11 protein-coding genes are annotated in these 15018 nt (G+C 62.7%); 4 read left to right on the top strand and 7 right to left on the bottom strand.

All coding sequences use genetic code 11. From position 1 onward, the window contains the following. The first annotated feature begins 68 nt into the window (after positions 1–68). Positions 69–1112: a phosphoribosylformylglycinamidine cyclo-ligase gene (gene purM, locus ASE26_RS28135; RefSeq protein ID WP_055933980.1), complete on the top strand. Its 1044-nt coding sequence runs from the start codon at positions 69–71 to the stop codon at positions 1110–1112. A gap of 95 nt (positions 1113–1207) precedes the next feature. On the opposite strand, the gene ASE26_RS28140 is transcribed toward purM, so the two are convergent. Then, positions 1208–1783: a hypothetical protein gene (locus ASE26_RS28140; protein WP_229207216.1), complete on the bottom strand. Its 576-nt coding sequence runs from the start codon at positions 1781–1783 to the stop codon at positions 1208–1210. Between the two features lie 161 nt (positions 1784–1944). Between ASE26_RS28140 and ASE26_RS28145 the strand changes: the two genes are divergently transcribed. Both ASE26_RS28145 and ASE26_RS28150 read left to right on the top strand, forming a co-directional pair. Beyond that, the gene (locus ASE26_RS28145; protein WP_055933978.1) at positions 1945–2667 is read left to right on the top strand and encodes a sterol desaturase family protein; all 723 of its coding nucleotides are present in this window, start codon (positions 1945–1947) and stop codon (positions 2665–2667) included. Positions 2668–2726: 59 nt separating this feature from the next. Next, complete coding sequence (locus tag ASE26_RS28150) at positions 2727–3704, top strand: S41 family peptidase (protein WP_055933976.1); 978 nt, start codon at positions 2727–2729, stop codon at positions 3702–3704. Between the two features lie 3 nt (positions 3705–3707). Here ASE26_RS28150 and ASE26_RS28155 read toward each other — a convergent pair whose 3' ends face one another. Continuing rightward, positions 3708–4622: a cyclase family protein gene (locus ASE26_RS28155; RefSeq protein ID WP_229207225.1), complete on the bottom strand. Its 915-nt coding sequence runs from the start codon at positions 4620–4622 to the stop codon at positions 3708–3710. 148 nt (positions 4623–4770) lie between these two features. On the opposite strand from ASE26_RS28155, the gene ASE26_RS28160 reads away from it, so the two are divergent. Beyond that, positions 4771–5664: a LysR family transcriptional regulator gene (locus tag ASE26_RS28160; RefSeq protein ID WP_055933971.1), complete on the top strand. Its 894-nt coding sequence runs from the start codon at positions 4771–4773 to the stop codon at positions 5662–5664. Here ASE26_RS28160 and ASE26_RS28165 read toward each other — a convergent pair. The 5 genes from ASE26_RS28165 to ASE26_RS28185 form a co-directional block, all read right to left on the bottom strand. Next, positions 5661–6875 carry a 6-phosphofructokinase gene (locus tag ASE26_RS28165; RefSeq protein ID WP_057247339.1) on the bottom strand — a complete coding sequence of 405 codons (1215 nt, stop codon included), beginning with the start codon at positions 6873–6875 and terminating at the stop codon, positions 5661–5663. The genes ASE26_RS28160 and ASE26_RS28165 overlap by 4 nt on opposite strands. Positions 6876–6917: 42 nt before the next feature. Then, a complete protein-coding gene (locus ASE26_RS28170) occupies positions 6918–8927 on the bottom strand; it encodes a S9 family peptidase (RefSeq protein WP_057247350.1) in 2010 nt (669 codons plus the stop codon). A 27-nt stretch (positions 8928–8954) separates the two neighbouring features. Further along, positions 8955–10967: a S9 family peptidase gene (locus ASE26_RS28175; RefSeq protein ID WP_057247340.1), complete on the bottom strand. Its 2013-nt coding sequence runs from the start codon at positions 10965–10967 to the stop codon at positions 8955–8957. Beyond that, positions 10964–12940, bottom strand: coding sequence for a S9 family peptidase (locus tag ASE26_RS28180; protein WP_057247341.1), 1977 nt, complete (start codon positions 12938–12940; stop codon positions 10964–10966). The genes ASE26_RS28175 and ASE26_RS28180 overlap by 4 nt, the downstream gene beginning before the upstream one ends. Positions 12941–13029: 89 nt before the next feature. Beyond that, positions 13030–15009 carry an alpha/beta fold hydrolase gene (locus ASE26_RS28185; RefSeq protein WP_057247342.1) on the bottom strand — a complete coding sequence of 660 codons (1980 nt, stop codon included), beginning with the start codon at positions 15007–15009 and terminating at the stop codon, positions 13030–13032. Positions 15010–15018 lie beyond the last annotated feature (9 nt).

A 15018-nucleotide genomic window follows, 5' to 3' on the forward strand; every position in this document is an offset into this window, starting at 1 on the left:
CTAAAATAGCGGACTTGCCGTATTCGGCCACCGCTTTTCCATTCTTCCGCCTCAGTTGCGACAACACCATGAGCCAACCTTCGAATGTTTCCCTGTCCTACCGTGACGCAGGTGTCGATATTGACGCCGGCGACGCCCTAGTTGAAGCGATCAAGCCATTCGCCAAGCGCACCATGCGCGAAGGCGTGATGGGCGGCATCGGCGGCTTCGGCGCGCTGTTCGAGATCAGCAAGAAATACAAGGAGCCGGTGCTGGTTTCCGGTACCGACGGCGTCGGCACCAAGCTCAAACTGGCGTTCGAGCTGAACCGCCACGACACCGTGGGCATCGACCTGGTGGCCATGAGCGTGAACGACATCCTGGTGCAGGGCGCCGAGCCGCTGTTCTTCCTCGACTACTTCGCCTGCGGCAAGCTGAACGTGGCGACCGCGACCGACGTGATCAAGGGCATCGCCAAGGGTTGCGAATACTCCGGCTGCGCACTGATCGGCGGCGAAACCGCTGAAATGCCATCCATGTACCCGGACGGCGAGTACGACCTGGCCGGTTTCGCAGTCGGCGCGGTTGAAAAATCCAAGCTGATCGACGGTTCCAAGATCAAGCCGGGCGACGTGGTGCTGGGCCTGGCCTCCTCCGGCGCCCACTCCAACGGTTATTCCCTGGTGCGCAAGATCATTGAAGTGGCCAAGCCGGACCTGGAAGCCGACTTCCACGGCCGCAAGCTGGCCGACGTGCTGATGGAACCAACCCGCATCTACGTCAAGCCGCTGCTGGCGCTGATGGAATCGATGGAAGTCAAAGGCCTGGTGCACATCACCGGTGGCGGCCTGGTGGAAAACATCCCGCGCGTGCTGGCGGACAACCTGACCGCGGAACTGGATGGCTCCTCCTGGACCATGCCACCGCTGTTCAAGTGGCTGCAGCAGCACGGCGGCGTCGCCGACGCGGAAATGCACCGCGTGTTCAACTGCGGCATCGGCATGACCGTGATCGTGTCCGCTGAAAACGCCGACGCAGCAGTCGCCCAGCTGACCGCAGCCGGCGAAACCGTGTCCCGCATCGGCAAGATCCGCGCCCGCGCGGAAGGCGAACACCAGACCATCGTCGTCTAAAAAAATGGGGACGTACCCCATTTTCCAAGTCCATGAACGGAGCCTCGCCAGGCTCCGTTTTTTTTGTCCACTTTCGTTCCTGACCCCATGGTGGACTATTTCCGCGTGAAATCCATGATCCAGTTGGTCTGCCAGCTGGTGCCATCGTCCCAGGAATAGGCTTGCTCCCAGCGTGCCTGGCGCTCGCTGCTGCGGGTCCAGGTAAAACGCACGCGGGCGGTGCGGCCTTTGTAGACTTCCTCGCCTTCAAAGCGGCCCACGCCGTCGGCATCGAAACGGCCCACCACGGGCGGCAGCAAAGTGCCCGTGGCGGGATCGAGTCCGCCGTCGCGGTTGGTCAGCCAGTAGATGCTCCAGCGCCCGGTGGCGGGATCGAACACGCGCAGCGTCATCGCCACGAAGCCGGGACGCCAGTTGCCGAGCGGCCGGTATTCGTCATAGTTGCCGATGCCGGCCGGCAGCGCGTGCACCAGGTTGCTGGCGCTGAAGTTCTCCCATGGGCTGTCCGGATTGGCATAATCGGATTGGCGCCGGTTCTGCACCGTCCAGTCGCCGTGCAGGAAGTCGAAGCCGTGCCGCGCGCGCTCAAGGTCGGCCGCTGATGGCGCTCCGCCCGCAGCTCCCGCCGCGCTGCTTGCCGCCAGGGTCAGCGCCCCAATCAGTTTCTTCATGGTTGTCTCCTGTGTGAAAGAGCCACCATGCTAGGCGGCCAACAGGCGAGAACCCGCCCTATATGCCGTGCGTATCTAATTCCGATACCAAAAAGGATTTTCTTAGGCCCGGACCCGGCCCCGGCGCGATCATTCGTCCTTGCCGAACGAAAGGACACGCCATGCTCACCACCATCTTCATCGTATTCGCCGCCTGCTTTGTACTGGAGCGCCTGCGGCCCGGATGGAAGCTGCCCCACGTCCGCACCTGGCCGCTGCGCGTGCTGGCGATCAATGCCGTGCAGCTTGGCGTGGTCCTGCTGGCCGGCGTAACGTGGGAACGCTGGACCTCGCAAGCCTCGCTGCTGCACCTCTCCGATCACGTCGGTCCCGTGACTGGAGGCCTGCTGGCCTACTTCATCGCCACCTTCGTCTTCTATTGGTGGCATCGCGTACGCCATGAATCGGACCTGCTGTGGCGCCTGTTCCACCAGATCCACCATAGCCCGCAGCGCATCGAAGTCATCACCTCCTTCTACAAGCACCCCGGCGAAATGGTCGTCAACTCGATCATCGGCAGCCTGCTGGTATATGCCTTCCTCGGCCTGTCGCCGGAGGCGGGTGCGGCCTACACCCTGTGCACCGCGCTCGGAGAATTCTTCTACCACACCAGCGTCACCACGCCGCGCTGGATCGGCTGGTTCTTCCAGCGCCCCGAGATGCACCGCATCCACCACCAGTACGGCCGCCACAAGAACAACTACGGCGACATCGTGTGGTGGGACATGCTGTTCGGGACCTACGAAAACCCGGAGAAGTTTGAAGCCAGTTGCGGCTTCGATCCTGCCAAGGAGGAAAAGCTGGTGGACATGCTGGCCTACCGCGATGTTCATCAAGGGCCTTAGGCGCTTGCCAAAACGATAATGCGGCACGAGAATAGACTCTCCAAAATCGAGGAGACCTCATGCGCCTGATCCGTCCCGCCATCCTGGCCCTGCTTGTCGCGTCAACCGCCGCTATGGCGCAAGACATCAACCATCAGCAGCGCACCGCTTTGATTGACAAAGTCGTCAAGGAACTTGACGCGCATTATGTCTACCCGGCGCAATTGCAGGGCGTTGGCGAAAAACTGCGAGCGACAGACTTCAACACGGCCACGACGGAAGAAGCGTTTGCCGACGCGCTGACCGAGCGCCTGCGGGAGCTGGTCCGGAACCGCCACCTTGGCATCATGCATGACGCCGATGGCTTTCCCGGCATGGATCGCGAAGAACGTCCCTTGAGCGACCAGGAACGCGCCCAGATGTACGCGCAGGTCGCCGCCAGCGGTTACGGCATCGAACGCGTTGAACGCCTGCCAGGCAACGTCGGCTACTTCAAGACCAAATCGTTTGCACCGGGCACGCCATCGGCGCCGGCAGTCGCCAAGGCCATGACCAGCCTGGCTGATACCGAGGCCCTGATCATCGACTTGCGCGACAATGGCGGCGGCTCCCGCGATGCGGTGCCGCTGCTGGCCAGCTATCTGTTCGATAAGCCAGCGCGCCTGAATGACCTGTTCGCGCGCGAAGGCAACAAGACCATTGAAAACTGGACCAGCAAGGAAGTCGCAGGCAAGCGCTTCGGCGGCACCAAACCGGTCTACATCCTGGCCAGCCAAGGTACTTATTCGGCGGCGGAAGATTTCATCTACGCCCTCAAGAACCTGAAGCGTGCCGTCATCATCGGCGAGACCACAAAGGGCGGCGCCAGCCCTGCCAAGTTGTTCTGGCTGGACCGCAATTTCGCCATCCTGATTCCACAGGAAACCAGCATCAGCCCGGTCACCCGCACCAACTGGGAAGGCGTGGGCATCGCGCCCGATATCGCGGTGCCCGCCGCCGACGCCCTGCAAGCTGCACAGGCCGAGATCAGGAAGCGGCAGGCAGCCGCCGCACATTAAGGCCTAACGCAGCGGCAGGGCGATCGGCCGCATCGGCGCCGCATCCGCACCGCGCAACTTGAGCGAGGCGCCGATAAAGGCGAATTCGTATACCTTGTCGCGCGCCAGTTCTTCCAGGTTGACCAGTTCCATGATCGGCACGCCGTGTTCGGCCAGCAGGTAGGTGTGGACCGGAATGTAGTTGTCCTTGGCTTCGGAAGGGAAGGATTCGAAGCTCAGGTTGTCCGCGCCCACCACCATCGCGCCGTTCTGCTCCACCAGGAAGCGTGCCGCATCCAGGCCCATGCCCGGCGGATTCTGCATGAAGGCTTGCGCCTTCTCGAACTGCTGCATGCGGCCGGTGCGGATCAGCACCACGTCGCCCTTCTGCAGCGCCACCTTCTGTTTGGCCAATGCCTCGGCCAGGTCCTTGCCGGTCACGCGGTAGTTATCCGGCAGCATAGGGACGCCCTTGGCCGCGGCCACGTCGATCAGCACACCGCGCGCCACGATCGGTGGCAGCTTCTCGGCACCGGCCACTTTCCAGCCGCGGTCGCCCAGGTGCTCGGAAGCCTTGAAGCCGTTCCAGATCTTGCCGTCCAGGCCGAAGTGGTTCAACGCATCGATATGGGTCCCCATATGCGCATACATCGAAATCGCGCTGCCCGTGTAGCTGACGTGCTGGTTCATCGCCTTGCCCGTTTCCATCGGGTCGGACAATACGTTGCCATGCGGCGTATGTGTCATCCACATCAGGTAAGGCGGATCGCCGGCCGCCTGCCAGCTTGGCATGCCGACGAAATAATCCACCGACAGGTCATAAGCGCGGCCGCCGCTGAGGCGCGCCAGGATGGCCGCGCTGGACGCCTGGGTCACCAGGTTCAGGCGGCCGATTTCATCCTGCGGCCCCCACGGGCTGGTGCCCGGTTCGGCAGCCATGGCATTGGCGGACAGCAGCAGGGCGGCGAGGGTAGTTGCGAGTTTCATCTTGGCTCCTTTGTAAGAAAATCAGTGAAGCCAGCATATTTGATTCTGCTGCTAAGATAATCGGGCGATTTTGATAAAGACTTTTTACCCAGGGGATCGAATGGACAAGCTGGCGGCCATGCAAGCCTTTCGCCGCGTAGTCGAGCGCGGCAGCTTCAGCAAGGCGGCAGAGGAGCTGGGCCTGTCGCCGGCCGGCATCGGCAAGCAGGTGCGCTCGCTGGAGCAGGGCCTGAACGCGGCACTGCTGCTGCGCACTACGCGCACCATGAGCCTGACCGATACCGGCCGCGCCTACTTCCAGGAGTGCTGCCGCCTGCTCGACGAACTGGAGGAGCTTGAACGCAGCACCAGCGGTGAGCAGGCTGCAATGAAAGGGCGCGTGCGCATCAACGCTCCGATGTCGTTAAGCCTGGTGGTGCTGCCGCAGCTGCTGACGCGCTTCATGGACCAATACCCCGAGATCGACGTCGAGCTGACCATGGCGGACCGCTTGCTCGACGTCGTGGCGGAAGGCTTCGACCTGTCGCTGCGCGTACGCACCACGCTGCCCGATTCATCGCTGGTGGTGCGCGCTGCCGGCAAGGTGGAGCAGTGGCTGTGCGCCGCGCCGGCTTACCTGCGCCAGCGCGGCGCACCGCGGGTGCCGCATGACTTGCTGGCGCATCGCGCGCTGGCCTTCCGCCTGGCCGAGGCGCCCGGCCTGTGGCGGCTGGAAGGGGAGGGCGGCACGGCTGAAATCGAACCGCCGGTGCGTATGTGGCTGGACAACAGCCTGATGCTGGGACAGATGCTGGCAGCCGGGCAGGGCATCGGCTCGCTGCCCTCCTTCATCGCGCGGCCCATGCTGGCGCAGGGCACGCTGGAGCGCGTGCTGCCGGCATGGCAGATGCAACCGCGTGTCGCCTACATCGTCTACCCCGGCAACCGCCACCTGCAGACCAAGGTGCGCGCCCTGTCCGACTTCCTGGCGGCGGAATTGCCGGCGCTGTTCTAGCGCTTGAGGATCTTCGGCACCGGCGCCGGGCGCAGGCGGTAAGCGTCCGGCATGCCGGAACCGAGCAAGGGGCGCAGGTACATGCGGAAGGCATCGGTCACGCCGGTACCCTTCTCGTCGATGAATTCATCTTCCATGGTGCGCGTCTTGCCTGCCACGGCATCCAGCGGCAGCAGCTCATAGTCGACCGAATAGAAGCCGGTGCGCTTGATCGCCACCGAGCCATTGCGCTCGCCCCACATGGCGAACTGCACGGCCTTCTCGCCTACTTCGCGCGCCTCGCGCTGGTCCACGTCCGACACGCAGCCGATGAAGGAGCGCTGCAGGTAGCCGAAGGTATCGCCGCGCACGCGCTTGATCCCCAGCTTGTCCTTGATCTCGTCACACAGCAGGTCGGCCAGCGCACCGGTGCCGGACAGCTGCACATTGCCGTGCGCATCGCGTTCCACTTCCTTCGCCAGCAAGGTGGCGATCGGCTCGCCGGATGCATCGTGGATGCCTTCCGACACCGCCACCACGCACCGCCCATAGCGCGCGTACGTGTCCTTCACATCGGCCAGGAACTGTTCGATCGAAAACACGCGTTCCGGCAGGTAGATCAGGTGCGGTCCGTCGTCCGGGAATTTCTTGCCCAATGCCGATGCGGCAGTCAGGAAGCCGGCATGGCGTCCCATCACCACGCCCACGTATACGCCCGGCAGCGAAGCGTTATCCAGGTTGGCGCCGGCAAAGGCTTGCGCGACAAAGCGCGCCGCCGAAGGAAAGCCCGGTGTGTGGTCGTTGCCCACCAGGTCGTTGTCGATGGTCTTGGGAATGTGGATGGCACGCAGCGGATAGCCCGCAGCCTGCGCCTGTTCGGCCACGATGCGCACCGTGTCCGATGAATCGTTGCCGCCGATGTAGAAGAAGTGCTCGATCTCATGCGCCTTCAGCACCTTGAAGATCTCTTCGCAGTACTTCAGGTCCGGCTTGTCGCGCGTCGAGCCGAGGGCGGAGGAGGGTGTGGCGGCCACCAGTTCCAGGTTATGGCTGGTTTCCTGCGTCAGGTCGACGAAGTCCTCGTTGACGATGCCGCGCACGCCGTGCATGGCACCGTAGATGCGTGTCACATTGCGGAAGCGCCGTGCCTCGAGCACGACGCCGACCAGCGACTGGTTGATCACGGCGGTGGGACCGCCCCCTTGTGCGACCAGGATCTTGCCAGACGGCATCGCGCTGCCTCCTTCGAAGTGAGTGACGGACGAGCCGCCAGCTTACTCCGTTTTTGCTCCTGCGCCGATATGCTTGCCGAGGAATTTCTCGACCCGGGTCCAGAAGTCGATATTGTTCTTCGGCAGTTGCCAACCATGGCCTTCCTCGTCGTACTGGATCCACTCGACCTGCTTGTTGGTCTGCACCAGCGCATCGCGGAAAGCCAGGCCGTGGATCAGCGGTACGCGCCGGTCGTCCGCGCCATAAGCCAGCAGCACCGGCCGCTTGATGCGCGCCGCCTGCTCCAGCGGCGAAGTGGCTTTCAACTGCGCGGCATCCTTGGCCTGGTCGCCGACCATTTCAGGCATGCCATACTTCTTCCAGCTTTCGCTCATATCGTCGCTGAAGCGCCAGTGCCCGTTGTACATCAGGTTGATATCGGTGACACCCACCCAGTCGATACCGCATTGGTACAGTTCGGGATCATTGACCAGGCCCATCAGGGTGGCATAGCCGCCATAGCTGGCGCCGGCAATGCAAATGCGTTGAGGGTCGGCATAACCCTGGGCGATGGCCCACCTGGTGGCATCGGCGATATCGTCCTGCATCTTCAGGCCCCATTGCTTCAAGCCGGCCTTGAAATGCTTGTAGCCATAGCCGGTACTGCCGCGGAATTCCGGCTCCAGCACCGCGTAGCCGCGCGAAGCCAGGAACTGGGTTTCACGGTTCCAGCCGTAATGCACGCCGCGCACGTAAGGGCCGCCATGCACCATGACGACCATCGGATACTTCTTGCCGGCACCGCCTGGCGGCAGTGTCAACTGGACCGGGACCTGCCTGCCATCGCGCGCAGCGATGCGTACCACGTCCTGGGTGCCCATCTGCCCAGGCTTGATCTGTGGACGGGTCTGCCCGACGGGCTGCAGCTTCCTGGTACTGCGGTCGTACAGGAAGTAAATCACCGGCTGCACGTCGGGATAGGACGTCACCAGCACGTTCGGCGTGCCGGTGCGGCGCGGTATGCGCAGGTTGTTGATGGTGGACGGCAGCTGCTGGTCGATTTCGTCCTGCAGAGCCTTGTATTCAGGATCGAACCACAGCGTGCCTTCCGCGTCGGCTTCATAGTGGATGCCGAGCAGCTTGCCCTCGCGCAGCAGCAGGTCGCCGCGGAAGTCATGATTTTCCAGTTGCACCAGCGGCTTCTCGGCCAACTTATTGGCCTTGAAGTCATAGGTGTACAAGGCAGTCTTGTCGCCATCCTTGTTGCTGCTGACATATAGCGTACCGTCGCGTGCATAGGACAGCGGCATGAAGGAGCCCGAATTGGGCTTGTAGGCATCAAAGGTGGTCAGCAGGCGCCACTCTTCGCTGTCGCCTTCGCGGATATGGAAGGAAACGGTGCGCGAGCCGTCGGTGTGGGCGGAAACCAGTCGTGGCTTGCCAGCGTCGTCCAGCGTGTAGGCCTGCGCGTTGGCCGGCCGCTTGATGCCCTCGGTACGACCGGTCAGGGTGTTCAGCCTGAGCATGTTCACGTAGTCGAGCTTGCCTTGCAGGTCGTTCGAGACGCCACTCAGCACGTATACCCACTCGGAATCCTGGGCGCCAACCGGCCCCATGAAATAATTCCATGCCAGCATGCGCGGCCCGGAGCTGTCCAGCGAATTCGTGGTCACCAGCTGGCGCATGCCGCTGCCGTCCGCGTTCACTGCCCACAGGCCCGGGCCGTTGACGGTTTCTCCCTGGCCGACCTGCTTGTCGGCGGTGTTGAACAGGATGCGCTCGTCGTTGACCCACTGGATATCGGCGACGTCGCGCGTGCCGAACTTGGCCACGACGTTGATCTTGTGCTGGACCGAATCATAAACAGCCAGCATATAGCGGCCGTTCTGCTCATGCGGCACGCGCACCGCGAGGTAGCGCCCGGTCGGCGAAAGGGTGGCACCGGTAAAGGCCGGGTAGTTGAAAAAAGACTCGGCAGGCGGGACGGAGCCGGCCGCGCGCGCAGGAAGCCAGGCCGCCGTAATGGCCAGGCCGAGCAGGGCAGAGTGGATCAGGTGCTGGGTTTTCTTCATGGTGAGCATGCGTGCTTCAGTGTGGATTTATCGTCCGGCCCCGATATGGCGATCGAGGAAGCGCTCCACGCGCGTCCAGAAATCGATGTTGTTGCGCGGCTCGTACCAGCCGTGGCCTTCGTTGGGGTATTCGATCCATTCCACATCCGGGTTCGAATCGCGCACGGCGTCGCGCAGGCGCGTGCCATGGACGATCGGAACACGCTGGTCCTTGCCGCCATAGGCCAGCAGCAGCGGGCGCTTGATGCGGTGCGCCTGCGCCAACGGCGAAGTAGCCTTGAACTGCGCTGCATCCTTGACCGGGTCGCCGATCGTATCCGGCATGGTGTAGCGCTTGTGGTCAGCGGAAATATCGTCGGGATAGCTCCACGCCGGGCTGAACAGCAGGTCGATGTCGGTGACGCCGACCCATTCGATGCCGCATTGGTACAGGTCGTGGTCTTTGACCAGTCCCATCAGGGTCGCGTAGCCACCGTAGCTGGCGCCGGCGATGCAGACCCGGGCCGGGTCGGCGATGCCCTGGGCCACCGCCCATTTCATGCCGTCGGCCACATCGTCCTGCATCTTCAGTCCCCATTGTTTCCACCCCAGCAGGTAATGCTTGCGGCCAAAGCCGGTACTGCCGCGGAACTCCGGCTGCAGCACCGCGTAGCCGCGCGAGGCGAGGAACTGCACGTCCGCACGCCAGCCCCAGGCGCTGCCACGCACCCAGGGACCGCCATGCACCAGTACCACCATAGGCAGGTTCTTGCGCTTGCCGGCAGGCAGGGTCAGCATGGCCGGAATCTCCAGGCCATCGCGCGCTGCATAGCGCACCTCTTCCTGCATGCCCATCTGCCCGGGCTTGATCTCGGGGTGCGATTCACCCACGCGCGCCAGCTTGCCCGTTGCGCGCTCATAGCTGTAGTAGCGCTCCGGCTGGACATCGGAATACGAGCGCACCAGGACGTATGGCGCAGTCTCCTCCTGCGGCAACTGGACCACGTTGACGGTGCCGGTCAACAGCTTGTCGATAGCGTCCTGCATCTGCTGCAACGCCGGATCGAACCATTGCACGCCCTCGCCATCGCGCTGGTATTGCACACCGAGCAGCTTGCCGTTGCGGATCACCAGCCTGCCTTTGAAGTCGTAGCCATCCAGGGCCAGCAACGGAGCGGCATCCAGGGTATTGCCGGCCATGTCATAGCGGTACACCGCTGATTTGTCGGCACCGCCGTTGCTCGTGACGTAGAGGGTATTGCCTTCTCCAAAGCCGAGCGGCGCGATGGTGTAGCCAGGCCCGATTTGCTGGGCTACGCTGGACAGCTTGCGCCATTGCTTGTCGTTGCCGAGCAGATGAAAGACTGTCTTGCCTTGTTCGAAGGTGGTGGCCAGGCGCGGCTCGCCGTGCCGGTCGAGCACCCAGCCCGTGGCTTGCGCCGGCCCTTTCAAGCGCTCGTGGCTGCCGTCGATGGTATTCACGCGCCACAAGTTCGCGTAGGCGTTCTCTTTTGGCCCGTCCTGGCGCGGCTCGATGGCATATACCAGGTCGGAATCCCGCTCGCCATCGTAGTCGATCAGCGTGATGCGGCTGGCGAGCATCAGGTAAGGGGAGGCGGCGCCGCTCAGTTGTTTGTTGGGGGCATCGCTTGCCAGCAGCAGCGGCCGGCCGCCGTCGCGGTCGATGGCGAACATGGAAGCCGCGAACTTGCCGCCGGAAGCCACGCTGCCAAGATTGAATGACTCGAACACCAGGCGCTGGTCGTTGACCCATTGCACCGACACCACATCGGCATCCTTGAAGTTGGCGACTACCTTGGCCGAGCGTGAAGCCAGGTCGATGACGGCCAGTTGCGTACGCCCTCCGGCCTGGGCAATGCGGGCGGCAAGGTATTTGCCACTGGGGGAAATGACAGCCCCGCCAAACAGCGGCCGGTTGAAGAAGTCCTTGGCTGGCGGCGGTGATGGCGCCCCGCCGGCTGCCGCGCCTGCGCCAGGTGACGCGATCGAAAGCGCCAGCCCTGCGAGGCAGGCCAGCAGCAGGCGCGGCAAGGGCGTCATTTCGCCTTGGCTCCGGCGCCGATATGCTTGTCGAGGAATTTCTCGACGCGGCCCCAGAAGTCGAGGCGGGTCTGCAGGGTATACCAGCCGTGTTGTTCACCCACGTATTCAACGAATTCGGCATCGGCCTTGGCATCTTCCAGTGCGTTGCGCATCTTTTTGAAATGCACGAAGGGCACGCGGCGGTCTTCGCTGCCGTGTGCCATCAGCAGAGGGCGCTTGATGCGGGCGGCCTGCTTCAGCGGCGATGTGGCAACGAGCTGGGCGGCGTCGTTTTCCAGGTCGCCGACCAGCACTGGTACGCCGTAGTTCTTGTAATCTTCCGGCAAATCGGACAGCAGGGACATGCTGCCGTCATACAGCAGCGGAATGTCGGTGACAGCCAGATAGGAAATCCCGCAGCGGTACAATCCCGGATCATTCACCAGTCCCATCAGAGTGGCATATCCGCCATAGCTGCCGCCCATGATGCAGATGCGGTCAGGATCGGCAATGCCTTTTTCCACGGCCCACTTGACGCTGTCGGCGATATCATCCTGCATTTTCAGGCCCCATTGCTTGAAGCCGGCGGCGAACAGATTGAGGCCGTAGCCTGTCGAGCCGCGGTATTCCGGCTCCAGCACGGCGTAGCCGCGTGAGGCGAGGAACTGGCCGTCGGAATCCCAACCCCATTCGGTGCCGCGCACATAGGGTCCGCCATGCACCATTACCACCATCGGCAGCTTCTTGCCGCCCTTGGCCGGCACGGTCAGCCAGACCGGGATCTGCATGCCGTCGCGCGCCTTGACCTTGACCATTTCCTGGTTGCCCATCTCAGCCGGATTGATGTCCGGGTGGCTCGCGCCAACTACTTTCAGCTGGCCGGTCTTGCTGTTGAACAGCAAATAGGTGTGCGGCTGGCGGTCGGAATAACTGTTTACCAGCAGCCAAGGCACTTCCGGAACTGCCGGCGGGGTGATGATATTGACCAGGCCGGGCAACTTCTTGTCCACTTCAGCCTGGGCCGCCTTCATGCCCGCGTCGAACCAGATGCTACTGCGCGCCTCGCCCAGATAATGAATGCCAAGCAGGCGCTTGTCCGAATACACCATGCTGCCAGTGAAGTCGTAGTCGCTCAGCGATACCAGCGGTTCCGGGTCGACCTTGCCGCTGACGAGGTCCAGGGTGTGCAGAGCCGCCTTGTCTCCTTTCAAGCGGGCCTTGACCAGCATCTGCTGGTCATTGATGAAGCCGACCGGCTCGATGCCGTCGTCCTTGCCGTAGGCCGTGAAGGTGGACAGGGCGCGCCATTCGCGGCTGGCAGGGGCGCGGTAGTGGATGGTTTGTTTGCCGTCCTTGAGCGACACCATGATGCTGGGCTCGCCCCTATGATCCAGCATCCAGCCCTGCGCAGCGGTGGGGCGGTTGACGGTAGTCGATATTCCTGTCGACGTGTTCAACTTGATCAGGTCGATGCGCTCAACGACATGGGAGCCTTCCTTCCATTCGGGGCGGCGGGCATAGATGAACTCCGAGTCCTGGGCGCCCCGTTCATTCATCAGAAAAGTGTTCCACGGTTCGACATGGCGCGTGATCAGGCTGCCGATGACGTAGGCGATCCTGTGCTCCGCCAGTTGGCGCTTGTCCGTGCCATCACGGTTGATGGCCCACAGGCCAGGGGCAAATTCTGTTTCGCCAGCCGTCAGCTTGGAGTCGTCTACGTTGTAGACCAGGCGGTTGTCGTTGACCCAGCGGATGGCGCCGATATCGTAGCCGGCAAGGCGGGTTCCGCCGACCACGGCTTGGGTTTCGCTGTCGATGACCACCATGCCGTCGCGCAGCGCGTTATCGCCGACACGCAGTGCCACGTAGCGGCCGCTCGGCGATATGGCGGCGTCCTTGAAATGGGCTGGCTCGAAGAATTGCTGCAATGAAGGGGCCGCTTGTGCCAGGCCGCCAACGGCGGCCAGGGACAGAAGGAAATGCTTGATCATTTATGCTCGCTGCCGAAATTTATGTTGTGGAAAATATATGTTACCGGAATGGCAAAGTTGGAAACTCGCCAAAAATCACTTCTGCCCGGTCATTTCTGTTCTTGCCCGATATGCTTGTCGAGGAAATTCTCGACCTTGCTCCAGAAGTCGAGCCGGGTCTTCAGCGTGCTCCAGCCATGGCCTTCGCCGGCATATGCTGCGAACTCGGCGTCGGCTTTGGCTTTTTCCAGTGCGCTGCGCATCTTGCTGAAGTGGGTGAACGGCACGCGGTGGTCGTCGATGCCATGCGCCAGCAGCAGCGGGCGCTTGATGCGCTCGGCCTGCTTCAGCGGCGAGGTCGCCACGAACTGTGCCGCATCCTGTTCCAGGTCACCCACCAGCATCGGCACGCCATACGCCCTGTAATCGTCCGGCAGGTCCGACAGCACCGCCATGCCACTGTCATACAGCATGGGGATGTCGGTGACGGCCATGTAGGAAACGCCGCAGCGGTACAGGTTTGGATCGTTGACCAGGCCCATCAGGGTGGCGTAGCCGCCATAGCTGGCGCCCATGATGCAGATGCGCTCAGGATCCGCAATGCCTTTTTCCACGGCCCACTTCACGCTGTCGGCAATATCGTCCTGCATCTTCAAGCCCCACTGCTTCATCCCCGCCGAGAACAGTTTCAGGCCGAAACCGGTGGAGCCGCGGAATTCCGGCGCCAGCACCGCGTAACCGCGCGAAGCAAGGAACTGGCCTTCGGCATCCCAGCCCCAGGCATTGCCGCGGACATACGGGCCGCCATGCACCATCACCACCATCGGCAGCTTCTTGCCGCCTTTGGCCGGCAGGGTCAGCCAGGCCGGGATTTCCATCCCGTCGCGGGCACGGTATTTCACCATGTCCTGCTGGCCCATTTCGGCGGGCTTGATGTCCGGGTGCGCGCCGCCGATTCCCTTCAGCTCGTGGGTCTTGCTGTTGTACAGCGAGTAGAAGGTCGGCTGGCGGTCGGAGTAGCTGGCCACCAGCAGCCAATTGGTTTCCGGCTGTGCAGGAGGCGTGACAATGTTGGTCAAGCCGGCGATCTGCCGGTCGATTTCTTTCTGGGCCGCTTGCAGCGCCGGGTCGAACCAGATGCTGGAGCGCGCATCCGACAGGTAATGGATGCCGGCCAGGCGCTTCTTCGAGTACACCATCTCACCTTCGAAGTCGAAGTCCGCCATCGACACTAGCGGTTCGCCATCGATCTTTCCGGTGGCCAGGTTCATCAGGTATAGCGCTGCCTTGTCGCCTTTCTTGCGGGTTTTTACCAGCAGCCGTTTGTCGTCGTAGAAGCCGATGGGGGCAAGGCCCTCGTCGAGGATGCCGTAAGCAGACTGGCTTGCGATGGCGCGCCACTCGCCGTTCGCTTGGCGGTAATGAATGGTCTCTTGGCCGTCCTTCAAGGAGACCAGGACCGAAGGCTGGCCCTTATGATCCAGCAGCCAGCTGCGCGCCACGCCCGGATGGGTGATCGAGCTCGATTGCTGGGTCGCGATATTCAGCTGGATCAGTTCGGTGCGCTCGATTTCATAGTCGGATTTGCCCGACCAGACTGGGCGTTGCAGATAGATGATTTCGGAATCCTGTGCACCGTCTTCATCCAGCAGGAAGGTATTCCACGGTTCCAGGCGGGACTTGATCAGTGTTCCCGTAGTGAACTGCATGCCGCGGTGTTCCACTAGTTGGCGCCTTTCCTTGCCGTCGCGGCTCACGGAGTAAAGCCCCGGTGCGAAGCGCGTGTCGCCCCACGCGGCGTTGCGGTCTACAACCGTGTAGACCAGGCGCGTATCGTTGACCCAGCGGATATCGTCGACGTCGTAATCCGGCAGTCGGCCGCCGCCCACAATACCGAGTGTTTCGGTATCCAGGACCACGTAGGCATCGCGTTGCTCGTGGTCACCGAGACCCAGGGCGATGTAGCGCCCGCTGGGCGACAACTTGGCGTTCTTGTATTGAGGGGATTCGAAGAAATTCTTCGCCGGCGGGGCGGCATGGGCCAGTCCGGCCACGGCGGCCAGGCTGGCCAGGAGGTAAGCAATTTTCATAGGAAACGA

The organism is Duganella sp. Root198D2 (assembly GCF_001428585.1).
Lineage (GTDB): Bacteria > Pseudomonadota > Gammaproteobacteria > Burkholderiales > Burkholderiaceae_D > Rugamonas.

Excerpts from the sequence above, each read along its gene's own strand:
- purM (WP_055933980.1), top strand. The coding sequence starts at position 69 with ATGAGCCAACCTTCGAATGTTTCCCTGTCCTACCGTGACGCAGGTGTC.
- ASE26_RS28140 (WP_229207216.1), bottom strand. The coding sequence starts at position 1,783 with ATGAAGAAACTGATTGGGGCGCTGACCCTGGCGGCAAGCAGCGCGGCG.
- ASE26_RS28145 (WP_055933978.1), top strand. The coding sequence starts at position 1,945 with ATGCTCACCACCATCTTCATCGTATTCGCCGCCTGCTTTGTACTGGAG.
- ASE26_RS28150 (WP_055933976.1), top strand. The coding sequence starts at position 2,727 with ATGCGCCTGATCCGTCCCGCCATCCTGGCCCTGCTTGTCGCGTCAACC.
- ASE26_RS28155 (WP_229207225.1), bottom strand. The coding sequence starts at position 4,622 with ATGGCTGCCGAACCGGGCACCAGCCCGTGGGGGCCGCAGGATGAAATC.
- ASE26_RS28160 (WP_055933971.1), top strand. The coding sequence starts at position 4,771 with ATGGACAAGCTGGCGGCCATGCAAGCCTTTCGCCGCGTAGTCGAGCGC.
- ASE26_RS28165 (WP_057247339.1), bottom strand. The coding sequence starts at position 6,875 with ATGCCGTCTGGCAAGATCCTGGTCGCACAAGGGGGCGGTCCCACCGCC.
- ASE26_RS28170 (WP_057247350.1), bottom strand. The coding sequence starts at position 8,927 with ATGAAGAAAACCCAGCACCTGATCCACTCTGCCCTGCTCGGCCTGGCC.
- ASE26_RS28175 (WP_057247340.1), bottom strand. The coding sequence starts at position 10,967 with ATGACGCCCTTGCCGCGCCTGCTGCTGGCCTGCCTCGCAGGGCTGGCG.
- ASE26_RS28180 (WP_057247341.1), bottom strand. The coding sequence starts at position 12,940 with ATGATCAAGCATTTCCTTCTGTCCCTGGCCGCCGTTGGCGGCCTGGCA.
- ASE26_RS28185 (WP_057247342.1), bottom strand. The coding sequence starts at position 15,009 with ATGAAAATTGCTTACCTCCTGGCCAGCCTGGCCGCCGTGGCCGGACTG.